The sequence below is a fragment of the Dyadobacter soli genome (assembly GCF_900101885.1).
Taxonomy (GTDB): Bacteria; Bacteroidota; Bacteroidia; order Cytophagales; family Spirosomataceae; genus Dyadobacter; species Dyadobacter soli.
In genome coordinates this window covers 203,319-216,102 of the sequence record NZ_FNAN01000003.1, presented here as the reverse complement: position 1 = coordinate 216,102, position 12,784 = coordinate 203,319, and the positions used below count along the sequence as shown (strand labels likewise).

At 51.8% G+C, this 12,784-nt stretch carries 7 protein-coding genes; 2 read left to right on the top strand and 5 right to left on the bottom strand.

Annotation, left to right across the window (positions count from 1 at the left end; all coding sequences use genetic code 11):
• Positions 1–17 precede the first annotated feature (17 nt).
• Positions 18–653, top strand: coding sequence for a response regulator transcription factor (locus tag BLQ88_RS05255; protein ID WP_090147401.1), 636 nt, complete (start codon positions 18–20; stop codon positions 651–653).
• On the opposite strand, the gene BLQ88_RS05250 is transcribed toward BLQ88_RS05255, so the two are convergent.
• Entirely contained in the window at positions 640–3,738 is a 3,099-nt protein-coding gene (locus BLQ88_RS05250) for a sensor histidine kinase (RefSeq protein ID WP_090147400.1), read from the bottom strand. The genes BLQ88_RS05255 and BLQ88_RS05250 overlap by 14 nt on opposite strands.
• Before the next feature lie 422 nt (positions 3,739–4,160).
• Here BLQ88_RS05250 and BLQ88_RS05245 point away from each other — a divergent pair, with 422 nt between their 5' ends.
• Positions 4,161–4,799 (top strand): response regulator, encoded by a 639-nt coding sequence (locus tag BLQ88_RS05245; protein WP_090147399.1) that lies wholly within the window; start codon positions 4,161–4,163, stop codon positions 4,797–4,799.
• On the opposite strand, the gene BLQ88_RS05240 is transcribed toward BLQ88_RS05245, so the two are convergent.
• From BLQ88_RS05240 to BLQ88_RS05225, 4 genes are all read right to left on the bottom strand, one after another.
• Positions 4,753–6,075, bottom strand: coding sequence for an aminotransferase class V-fold PLP-dependent enzyme (locus BLQ88_RS05240; protein ID WP_090147398.1), 1,323 nt, complete (start codon positions 6,073–6,075; stop codon positions 4,753–4,755). The genes BLQ88_RS05245 and BLQ88_RS05240 overlap by 47 nt on opposite strands.
• Before the next feature lie 277 nt (positions 6,076–6,352).
• Positions 6,353–7,516 (bottom strand): glycan-binding surface protein, encoded by a 1,164-nt coding sequence (locus tag BLQ88_RS05235; RefSeq protein WP_090147396.1) that lies wholly within the window; start codon positions 7,514–7,516, stop codon positions 6,353–6,355.
• An 18-nt stretch (positions 7,517–7,534) separates the two neighbouring features.
• Complete coding sequence (locus tag BLQ88_RS05230) at positions 7,535–9,217, bottom strand: RagB/SusD family nutrient uptake outer membrane protein (protein WP_090147395.1); 1,683 nt, start codon at positions 9,215–9,217, stop codon at positions 7,535–7,537.
• Between the two features lie 12 nt (positions 9,218–9,229).
• Positions 9,230–12,736 carry a TonB-dependent receptor gene (locus tag BLQ88_RS05225; protein WP_229212587.1) on the bottom strand — a complete coding sequence of 1,169 codons (3,507 nt, stop codon included), beginning with the start codon at positions 12,734–12,736 and terminating at the stop codon, positions 9,230–9,232.
• Positions 12,737–12,784 lie beyond the last annotated feature (48 nt).

Genomic DNA, 12,784 nt, shown 5'->3' with positions numbered 1-12,784 from the left:
CCTCTTGACCAACAGTTATGAAGATATTGATCGTCGAAGACCATCCGCTCATCCGGATGGGCCTGAAACTCCTTATTTCCGAATCCGAGTCCAAAGCCACTGTTACCCAATGCGATACATTCCCGGAAGGCCTGATTTTACTCGACCAGGAAAGGTTTGACCTCCTGATTCTCGACATCGACATCCCCGGTGGCGAGAACATCAAAATGATGAACATGATCCGGAACAAGCAGCCTGATATCATCATCCTGATCCACTCAGGCTACGACGAACAAGTGTACGCATTACCCTACATCAAGGCTGGTGCGAACGGCTTTTTATCCAAACAAGCCTCACACGACGAGTTCAAGGCTGCATTGAAGGCCGTGATGAGCAAAGGCAAATATGTGAGCTACCAGGTGCAGCAAATTCTGCTGAACACGATCAAGGACAACAATTTCGGCAAGGTAATGAACCCGATTACCAGCCTCTCGCCCAATGAAATGCGCGTCATGCAGCTGCTCACGGAGGGTAAATGGACTAAGGAGATTGCCGCCATCATGAATGTGAAGGAAAACACGGTGAGCACCTACAAGCGTCGGATCTTCAATAAGTTAGATGTTGTAGACTCCATTGAATTGTCCAAAAAAGTTTCCTTGCTCAAACAGTTCTAGCCGGGTTGAATTGCAAAGTGAAGCACGTTTGATCTGCTTCGCTCACCACATGCAGCCGCACGTCGATCAGTGCGGCCACTTCCTTGACGATCAGCAACCCAAGACCGGTTTTTCTTCCGAAGGGCGTCACTACGTCATCCGTTTCATCCTGGTCCGGTGTATTGATAATGTCTATCACATGAACCGGAATGCCCGCGCCTGAATTGGCAATGCGCATGACGACACCGGAACCCGCTTCGTGCTCAGCGGTAACCCGTATCTTGCCATTCTGCGTAAACTTCACGGCATTGTCCAGCAGGTTATGCACCATGATCGCCAGCATCTGGGCGTCGGAAGCGACCGTCAGGTCTGCGGGAACCTCATTCAGGAATACATTACCTTTTTGTTCGCTGGCGGTTTTAAATAATTCGTACTTACCTTCAACAAGCTGGCTCAGGGCAACATGCTCGAACTGAATGCTGTTGCCGTACACATGCACCTTGATATAATCGAGCAAACCGCGCAAGAGGTCGCTCATACGGCGTGACGAGTTTGAAATCACCTGCCCTATCTCAGAAACCACTGCCAGTTCCCCCTTGTCGATCATCGTCGGGATCGAACCCGAGGTGAGCATAATGTAGTTCAGCGGCGATTGAATGTCGTGTGTCATCGAAGCCAGCAACCTCGACAGCATGTGCAGCTGCCGGCTCATTTCATTTTTCGATTCCTCCACATCGCGCAATGCAAGGTTGAGGCTCTCGGTCCGCTTGGCCACGATTTCTTCGAGTCGGGATTTTTCCCGCGAAATCTTGCGCAGCCGGAAGCTATTGTACAGGTAAAAACCACCCGCAATCGCCAGAATGAGCAATATCTTGGCCCACCAGGTCTGGTACCACAGCGGAGGCACGACCACATATATCTTACGAATCGTATAATTATCCTTTCCGAAACCATTCACTGTGCGAACCAGCAACGTATGCTGCCCGTGGCCGAGGTTGGAAAACACAATGCTGAAATCATTGCTCTGGATCGGTATCCAGTCCGCTGCCTGCACGCGCTCACCCGCATTCACGAGCGCGTAGGAAAGGTTCAGGTTGTAAGCATCGCCGTAGTAGGGTGTCGAAAAGAAGAACCGGGCCTGCACCGGATTCGCCGGTAAGACCAGCGTATCACCCAATCTGGTGAGCCATTGCCGGTTCACGAGGATCCGGTCGAGCACGATACCCGCCGAAGGTACTTTCTGGATCACCTTCTCGGGCCGGAACCAGATGAGCCCGTTCAGCGAAGGCAGCGAAATGGTGCCATCTTTCAGCGTCGAGGCGCAAGGCTGGCATCCCCCATTAAACTCATTGGTTAGAAAACCCTCCTCTTTTGCGTGATAAAGGTAAAATAGGTCAAATGGCGCGTGCGCGTAATCCAGCAAGTCCTTAACAGCGACCTGAAACAGCCCCTTATCGGTAGGCACCCAGAAAAACCCGCGACCGTCGTCGACAATGCAATGCGGACTTCCCAGATACCGGTTGCGGTCGAGCGGAAAGCGGGTCAGCTTACCTTTTTCATACATCAGCAGCCCTTCACTATTGGCGGTCATCCAGATGCGGCCCGCTTTGTCGACATACAAGCTTTTGAGATAAATGCCCTCCGTAGCCTTAATGAGCTTGTTTCTGCCCGAATGCCGGTCGAAAACATAGAGGCCGGTGGTTGTCGCCACCAGCATATCGTCACCAAAAGTATGCAGGTAAGTCCCCTTGATTTCGTCCTTTACCAGCTTGGGCTCCGAGTCCTTTTCCGACATATCCAGCTTGTAAACCCCCTTTATTCCCGTCGCGATCCAGATATTTCCGTCCTGATCCGGGTAAATATGCTTGACCTCCGCGTGCACAGCCACCTTGCGCACCAGGCGGTTGCCCTGCACGTCCACCTGGTACAAATCATCCCCTCCTTTGACCCATAGCAAACCATCTTTGTCATAGAACAGGCTTCTTTTGTCGCCAAGGTTCACTTCTTCCAGAATGGAAATTTTCTCTGTAACTACCTGTCCTGTCACCGGGTCTTTGCCCAGCACGACACCCGTGGGCGTCACCACGCTCCGGTTGCCATGCGGCACGGTAGCATAATATACGTTAGCAATATCGTCTTCCGGGGTAGTCAATGCTTCGAATGTCTGGCGGGTCAAAACGAAAAGCCCTTTCGACGGGCTACCCAGGAAAAAAGTCTCCGTCGCCGGATCGCGGTACACCGATTGTATTACATTTTCGTCGAGGTCAAAACCATCGAGCACCAGTTGTGTCGTCAATCCGCCGCTTCTATTTTCGGTTACCACATACATTTTTTTGTTCTGGTAGAAAAAGAGTTGGTCGCAAGTGATGTTCCAGAACACCTTCATACCCTGGAATCTTGCTACGTAACCATTGTCTCGCAGGATATCGCCCCCAATGCCGACCGGACGAACGCCCGCGCTGGTAATACCGAGCACCGGGCCGTTTTCATCATTGTAATAAAGACTATTCCCCAGCATAAAATAATTCCACCACTGCAATTTGCCCTTACCAAAGCTTGCCTGCCACAATTCGCGGTTTCCGTGATACAACTGCACCGAAGTACTGTCCACCACGAAAAATTTCCCTTCGCCATAGCTGTCGGGAATGATGTAATGCACCGGTCCGGCAATGTCTTTCAAATAGGTAGGAATGCCAACGGAGATCAGCGTTTGTGGGCTGCCGTTATCGAAATGCGGCAGGGTCATGATTTTGCTTTTGTAGTACAGCGAATCCACCCTCGCACCACCATGCTCGATTTTCACAAATTGGTTGTAGTCAGCTGCTGCATATATTTCAAGTCCGGCCTTCTGCTGCCCCGGCCTGCCTGCACGGGTAGCGTTCATCGACGGCGACAGCATGTAAAAGCGGTTGCTTGTAGTCCCGACGAACGATTTATCAAAAACATTGAACCGGTGCCCGTCAAAACGCGCCAGGCCATTTTCGGTAGCGATCCAGATAAAACCTTCGGCGTCGGCGGCCAGGCTTCGGACGCTATTTTGCGGCATTCCATTATCGTCCGTGAAATGCGAAACGGTATACCCTTTCTGGGCAAAAATGTTTTCCAAAAAGAAAAATACGCAAATGAGCGTCAGGGGGATTACAAACCTATTCACTGATAACCGAAAAAGGAATCTTGTCTACGTAGTCGAATGGCGGCGGAACTTCACTACCCGAACTATTTCGCAATAAATATCTTGAACAAATATAGATGCAGAATTTTTGCAAACAAGCGCAGTACTAAAACTACTACATAAGTAACCTTTATTAAATTAAAGAGTTTTTGATTATGTTGAAATTAATTCTATTTTTGTATACAATTATTTGATTAACAAGACATTACGTGTAGCTTTTCTTAAATGGCGATAGAAATGATTCTATTGGCCGCTTGGTCCAGCGCTACAAAAACTACCATTCCGGTCACTTAAATTTACCGCTTGGGACCTGCATCCGGGTCTCCGTGGGAAACACGCTCTGACCCATTCCGTGAATGAAACACATACTACTCGTTGAGAACCATTCTATCGTAAGACTGGCAACCCTTTTCATTATACGCGACGTCCTCCCGGCAGTCACCTCGTGGGAAACCGGTAACTTCCCGGACGCCCTGCAAATCGTGTCGACCCGGAAACTCGATCTCATTCTCCTCGACATTAATATCCCGGACGGTGAGGGGTTCCAGATGATTGCAAAAATCCGTCGGCTTCAACCCGAAGTGACCATCCTGATTTTCTCCGCCATCGACGAAGACATTTATGCGCTGCATTACCTGAAAGCCGGCGCTAACGGCTTTTTGTCCAAAAATTCCTCCACAGAGGAGATTCGTAAGGCCATTGCGGGAGTTATCGCGCACGGCAGGTACATGAGTGATGCTGTGCAACAGGCACTGCTACGCGGCCAGGCAGTACCCGAAGCACAGGAAGTAAATCCGCTCACGACGCTTTCGTTACGTGAGCTGGAAGTAATGGACCTGATGCTGCAAGGGAAATGGACGAAGGAGATCGCCACTTTCCTCAATATTACGGGCAGCTCGGTAAGCACCTACAAAGTAAGGATCTTCGAAAAACTGGGCGTCAACACCGTCATCGAGCTTTACCAGCGGGTTGCTGCGCTGAGAGACTGGGAGTGATGCTTGCAGCAGCCAGCTCTTCCCGTATTCTCCGCCCAACGACCTTGTCTTCACCCGGCTGCAACATCCAGGCGGTTATGCGCATGAGGTTAGCCCCGTTGAGCGTGCCTTCGATGGCCGGGTCGACGGAATCAGAACCGGCCTGGTAGTAATACAGCGGCAATCCTGAGAAGCCGGCCTCGATCGACGGGTTACCGAAGCGCAGCTTGTCACGCAGTTCGCGCCCGGTCAATTTCACAATACCCTCGTCCCAGCTGATCGTCAGCGTCGGGGTGATATTTCCCAGTTCTGGAACCGTCACTTTCGTTGAAATGCCGGGTAAGTCCTTCACAGCCCCTTCAATGCGCGCTATCTGCGCCTCCCAGTCCTTCCATTCACGGTCATGATCTCCGGAAACGAACTTTTCGAGGGCTACGTACATACCAAGTATTTCTTCCTTATTCACCTTGTGCCCACGCGCGACCGTGAACCCTCGCGGGGGCGCATTCAGGCGCGCAGCCGCGACAATGTCTTTCCGTCCCATCAGTATCCCGGCGCTCTGCGGTCCTCGCATCGCTTTTCCGCCCGAGATGAACACCATATCGAACCCCATGTCATTGAATTTCCAGAGGTTGGAAACAGGCGGTACGTCGGCCGCTATATCGATCGACGTCGGGATGTTGTGCTTTTTACCTAATGCGATCCATTCCTCGTGTTTGATCTGCCCCGTATTGGCTGTGATATTCAGGAAATGGAGCAATGCCGTTTTTTCACTGATCGCCTTTTCTACATCCTCGATCGTCTCGACCTCCACCACCGTACAACCCGTATTCAGAAATGCATGGTTGTAGCGTTCATTGTGCGATTTCTGACAAATCACTTCCGATTTCATGCCGGTACCTTCCAAATGCGGCAACTGTTCCACTTTACGTACGTCGAGCCCCGTGAGCACGCTTGCGAGGCCCAGCGTCATGGCCGAAAAAGCGCCGCAGGTAACCATTGCGGCCTCCGAATGCACCATTTTGGCAATCTTCTCCCCTACCTTGTCCTGCACCTCGTCGATCATGCAAAAGTGCCGGGAGGTATTTTCGATTGTCTCCACCACCTCGTCGTGCATAATGCACCCCGACATATAGGTGAGTGTGCCGGCCGCATTGATGAATGAGCGAATGCCGAGCTCTGCAATAACATCCCGCTTTTTCTTCCGGGAAGCCTGCTCACCCCGCGCCCCGACAATCGGTAGAGAGCTGATCAGTGGCAATGTAGACAGGCTTTGAATGACTTTTCTGCGTTTCATAGGTTCAGGAATTTAGAAACGCAAGATACGAATGATGAATGAGTGAATGATTGAATGATTGAATGATTGAATGAGTGAATTTTGAATGACCGAATGATTGAATGACCGAATGATTGAATGATTGAATGATTGAATGATTGAATGATTGAATAGGGTATTATACAGTCATTTCAATATTAATCCACAATTCCTGACTAACCATGACAATTCTTGACTATTCACATTCACTCATTCACTCATTCAAAATTCGTCATTCACTCATTCAATCATTCAAAATTCAATCACTCTCCTTCCTGACAACCCGGAAATTATCAAACGCCATATCGCAATCCAGGTCGCCGCCGCCGTGGAAGAGCAGGCGTGTGTAGTAGCCTTTGTCGCTGACGGCGAGTTTTGACCCGGCGCTTTCGTAGCTCGCCGCGATTTCATCAAACGGGATCACCACGGTTTGCCATTGCCCTTTGGTGTCGTAGGGCGGCAGCCACGTGTATTGGCTGTCGTTGAAACCGCCCGCCAGCCCTGCTGTTATTTTCAGTACATTGTTGTTATACGGTTTAATGGTGTTGACTTCAAATTTCAGGAAGTAACTGGCCGGTTTCAGGATGGCCGAATCGGGAATGTTCTTGCTGATAGCTCCCATTGCATCCGGCGGACCTCCCGCGACTTCGGTCCATTGCCAGCCGCCGATGGCCTTTTTGACCCGAATGTAATTTCCATTGATCGCCGGAGGATCGCCCGGCCCGGGCTTCGACACGACAAATGCTGCATTCCACCAGCCTGTGAACGGGTCGCTGCTGAGGAAAATGTTGCGGTTATCGCGGAACCAGAGGTCGGATTTGGTTTCGCCGAATTTGGTTTTAATCGTAACCGGTCCCGGTTGCGCGCCCTCCGGCACGGTTACCTGTATTTCCTGGTCTTTCACATTCACGAGCGTTCCCTGCTTACCGCCGGCGAATGTTACGGTAAGCGGTTGGTAAAAGAAATCACCACGAATGGTTGCTACACCTCCGGTCGGAACATACTCGCTCAGCATGGCCGATATCAGCGGTTCGCTGATCTTGACTTCGAAGTTGTGTTCGAGCGTCTTTCCATTGGAAAAAATGATCCGCATTTTGTTGGTGATCTCGTCAGGGATGTGCGCGGGAACCGTCACAATGATCGTCGTGCTCGTAATGTACGTAGGCGTAAGGCTCCCACGCTGGTCGTTGAACCAGATTTCCTTCGCATCCTGCAAGTTTTCACCGACAATAGCGATCAAATCGCCTTGTCCGGCCCCCGTTAGCAGCGAATCGGCATCTTCGGGGTCGGTCACACGGATGAAGCTGATAACCGGCTCGCCGTTATTCGGAAGGTCATCTTTCTCGCAGGACATATTGATTATCGCTGTCACCGCCAATGCGGCAAACAGCGACAGGTAGCTGATGATGAATTGTCTGGTCATAAGTAATGCCTGTAAATATCATTTAGATTGATAGTCGACCGCCGGTTTTTGAAGGTTAGGCGCCTGGCTGAGCTCGGCAGACGGGATCGGCAACAGGAAATTGCCGCTGTTCGCGTCTATCTTTCGCTCCGCAGTAGCCCAGGCCGTTTTCGTAAAAGTCCAGGAAGTGGGATCAGGGAAACGATCGGGTTTTGTGAAGAAAAACCCGCGGTCTTGCGCATTCAGGATCGCATAAGCCTTGGTCGGATTGTAATAATGCAAGCTCACAAGGTCGTACCATGCCATACCTTCCATGGCAAATTCGACGATCCGTTCTTTAAAAATCTGGTCGGATGTAAGCGTTCCCGTCACCGGCGAGAGTCCTGCGCGGGTATGCACCTGATTGAAATATTGCAGCGCCTTGGCATCGTTGGTGGACGCATTGTTCCCCACAACCGCCTCGGCATAGGCAAGGTACATCTCGGCCAGGCGCATCATGTAGGTATCATGCCCGTAATTCTGCTGCGCGGCCTGCCCGCCCACATCCACGGCCTTGCCGGTAATGTATTTTTTGATGGCTATGAAATTATTGTCGGTCCCGACGAACGGGAATACCAGCTTCTGGCTTCCACCCGGGATCGTTTGGGTAATCTCGGGATAACTTGCGCCGGGGAGCATGAATGTCGCTTTCAACCGCTGATCCACCGTGCGGCCTTGCAGCACCGTTTCCGACACCGTTTTGATACCTTCATACTGCTGCATTACCCACCAGGTAGCGCCTTTATCGCCGCCCCATCCGTCGCCGTTTGCAATGTCAGGACCGTAAGCCAGGTATGCCGGGGTGGAATTCTGCGTGCCCCAGGCGCCGGGAGAGTACACCCATTGCAGAGAAAACAGCGATTCCGCATTGTTATCGTAAGGATACAGAAATAGATCACCATACTTCGGCAGCAAGGATGCTCCGCTGAGGGTTATCACGCGTTCGGCATAATACTTCGCACTGTCCAGAAACACCTGATTCCGTTGCCCGGTCGCGCCAGCATCCACGCCCGCACGTGTGAGGTAGAAACGGGCGAGCATTCCCTCTGCCGACCAACGCGTGAGCCTTCCAACTCGGACGGGTTTTTCCGGCAAATCTTCTGCAATCTGCCGCATTTCGCCGGTAATGAATTTCCATACGCTTTTAGGCGTGTTGCGCTGCACGGTTGTGTCCGATAGCAACGTGAGGTTGTTTTCGATTACCGGTACCGCGCCCCAGTTCATTACGAGAAACCGGTAGGCCAATGCACGCATAAACCGCGCTTCGGCGATCGCGTGTTTTTTGACCGCTGCCGACACTGCCGGCCCCGCATACTTCTGGATATTCTGAATAGCGAGGTTGGACTGACCAACTACAATGAAGAAGGATCGCCAGGCCGAACCATTCTCGGGTGTGTTTCCGGTCGTGTTAAAAAGGACATTGCCCCGGTCGTTCCATGCGGAAAAAGCGGTGCCCGCCCGAAAATCCCCGAGGTTGTAGGATGCTTTATCGTTGTAATCGAACCACACTTTGCTGTACAGCAATGAAGTGCTCGCCAATACCTGGTCGTCTGTCTGGTAGAATCCTGCATCCACAATGGCGTCCTTCGGCGGGCGTTCCAGAAATTCTTCCGAACAGGCGCCGAGCAATGCGATTGGAAGAACTGCAATCAGTTTAGCATAAATATTTTTCACGTACTTCATTTTTCAGCGCTTTTAGAAATCCAATCCTAAACTGAATGTGTAAACCGGCGTCAGCGGATAGCGCCCGTAATCCAGGCCGACGGCTTGATTTGCCGCGCTGGCATCCCTCGAAACATACGCCCCTACCTCCGGATCGAAACCAGAATAGCCCGTAATCGTCGCCACGTTCTGCGCGCCCACGGATACCCTCGCACCCCGGATAATTTTCTGGCGCGATACCAATGAAACCGGCAGGTTGTAGGTCAGTGAAATGTTTTTCAGGCGAATGAACGAGCCGTCCTCTACCCATTTGTCGGTATGGCGGGCGAAGTTACCGTTCGGCCCGTTCGAAATGCGGGCTACATCGGTACCGGGGTTCGCCAGTCCTGTTGTCCCGTCGTCCTTTTTTACCGGTTTGGCATAGTCCATCGCATGCACGAGCAGGTTACGGCTCAGGTTGATATTGCTTGCATTGGTATTCAGTTTGCCTAGAAAATTATACACGTCATTGCCATATGTACTCGTCAGCAAAATGCTCAGGTCGAAACCTTTGTAGGAAAATGTATTGGTAAAACCGGCAAACATTTTCGGCCATGGGTTACCGATCACAGTCTGGTCCTTCTCGTTGATAATGCCATCGCCGTTGACATCCTTGAACTTGACATCGCCTACCCAGATGTTGTTTTCGTTTATCGGCAGTTTCACGCCATTGTTATCGACGGGCAATGCGCTTGCTTCAATTTCTTCCACCGACTGGAACAACCCTTCTTCGATATAGCCGCGAAACAGCCAGGGTGCTTTGCCTACTTCCGATCGCTGCGTCCAGTCGGCAAGCCACCACGACGTCCTGTCCACGAATGCCGCGTCTGAATAAAAGGATTTGATCTTCGTTTTGAAACTGGAAATATTCAAGTTAGACTCCCATTTGAACCCACCCCGGTTCACATTGACCGTATTGATCGTGAATCCCCAACCCTTGTTCTGCAATGCACCGATATTGACCGTCGGCGAGCCCACGGCACCCACGCCATTGGTACCCATGTACCACGGCAATGGCTTTTCCATCAGCAGGTTGTCGGTATTTTTAATGTAATAATCGAATTCAAACTGAATGCGGTTCTGGAACAGCGCGAGGTTAATACCGAAGTTGTTCGTTTTTGTTTCTTCCCATTTCAAACCGTCGTTGGCATATTTGGTAGGCAGAAAACCAGTCGTTGTCGGCGTGGTCCCTGTGCCCATGGGCGAATAAATGCCTCCGCTGCCCTGGTTACCCGTGACACCGGTCTCAAAACGCAGTTTCAGCTCGCTGATCGCCGGCACATCGAAGAAAGGCTCCTGCGAAACGCGCCAGGCCGCCGATACCGACGGGAAGACGCCCCACTTGTTGTCGGCACCAAAGTTGGCCGAACCGTCGCGCCGGATGGTACCCATGATAATGTAACGGTCTGCAAAGTTGTAGTTCAGCCTTCCGAGGTACGATTCCATTGCCCATTCACCCGACCCGCCCGAGTTGCTGGCCGTAAGCGCGTCACCTGCCGCCAGGTCGAGAATGTCATTGGTGAGGAAGCCAGTCCGTCCTCCGCCCAGGTTTTTCCAGCCCGATTCCTGCGATTCATGGCTGAGCATGACATTGATATTGTGCTTACCGAACTGCTTGTTGTATTCCAGCAACTGGTTCCAGTTCCAATAAGTGTTCACGCCGGAGCCGTTGGTGTAAGAAGCCGTCACATTCTGCGCCCAGCCGATTTTGTAGGTCGGGATATAATAGGAAGAGTTTGAAAAACCCAGGTTCGTATTGAAAGAAGTCCTGAATTGCAGGCCTTTGGCAATGCGCACTCCGATATTGAGCCCGCCGAGCAGCTGCCTCCTTACGAGTTTATTGGTCGTCAGGTTGGCGATGGCAATGGGGTTTACCGGTGCGAAGATGTTCGCGCCGTTGTTTTCGTCGCCCCCGCCCCACGAGCCATCGATATTGCGGACGGGGACCTGCGGTGTGAGTTGCAATGCATTCGAAATGACGTTTTCCTGGCTGGTGGTGAGGTTATCATTGGTTTGGTTGAAACTGAGATTGGCGCCGATGCTGGCCCATTCGCGTGGTTTATTGTCGAGGTTGAGCCGGAATGCATACCGGTTGAAGCCCGATCCCAGCGCTACGCCGTCCTGTCTCAGGTATTCGCCCGACAAATAGTAGGTAGTGCGGTCATTACCGCCGCTGAGGCTGAGCTGGTGCTTGTGCATCGGCGCATTTTTGAAAAGCTCCTTTTGCCAGTCGGTACCTTTCCCGAGCAGTGAAGGATCGAGGAATTCTTCCGGTGTTTCGCCTCCCGCCAGCTTGTGGTATTCGCCCACCATTTGCGCGTATTGACCCAAGTCCATTACTTTCAATGGCTTCGGCGGAGTTTGCAGGCTGAATTGGTAGCCATAAGCAATCTTGGAGTCACCCGACTTGCCACGTTTGGTGGTAATCAGCAGGACACCGTTCGTAGCCCGGGAGCCATAGATCGCAGTCGCCGACGGGCCTTGGAGTACTTCTACCGATTCGATATCGGCCGGGTTCAGCCCCGCCAGCGGATTGGAAGAGCTTTGCGCGCCAAACGACACCGATTGCCCTTGTATTTGCACACCATCCACTACATACAATGGCTCGTTACTGCCGCTGATGGAGTTAATCCCGCGGATATTTACCGAAATACCACCGCCCGGCTGGCCGGAATTCTGTGTAATGTAAACGCCAGCTGCGCGCCCCTGGATCGCCTGTTCGAGCGTGGTGTTGGTGGTGCGCGCGATGTCTTTGGCCGAAACCGAAGTTTGGGCGGTCGTCAGATCGGCCCGCTTCATTTCCCCGTAGCCTACCACTACCACTTCATCCAATGCTTTGGTATCGATCTTCAAAGCCACATTCAGCTCCGAGCGGGCGCCTACCGGTATTTCCTGCGAAAGGTAACCCACAAAAGAGAATATCAGCGTGTTCTCGCCTTGCCCCAGTTCCAGTTCATATTGTCCGGCGGAATTGGTGGTTGTGCCGCGCGAAGTTCCTTTTACCACCACGCTTACACCGGGCAGGCCATCGCCCTTTTCGTCGGTTACCTTGCCTTTAACCGGGGCCAGCATGCTGTGATTATCGTCAGGCCGATCGGCGTCCGGCGGCGATTCTCCGGTTATCGAAGAGCTTGCTTCGTTCCTGAAAAGCATTACCTGGTTGCCGGCCACCTCATAGCGGATCGAGAGTGGTTTCAATAGCCTCGCGAGCGCGCCGGCCAACGGCTCGTCCGATGCCTGGAATGTGACTTTGGTCGAAGAACGTATTTCGGCCGGGTTATAAATAAACCTGGCCTCCGAGTTCCGTTCGATCGACAGAAGGACGCTTTTCAGGCTCTTATCCTCCATTTTGAGCGTGATTTTACTTTCCAGCAAGCCCTGCCCGATTAAACGGTTATGGCTAAACGTTATACCCGAAAACGCCACGATTATGCATAACTGCAAAAAGGAGCATTTCATGAGGTCGCGCACGATGGTTTTTAATGGTAGATTTCCCGGCATATTGGTTTCACTTTGGTTCGGTTATCGAAAAGCAGTGGCAATATTTTC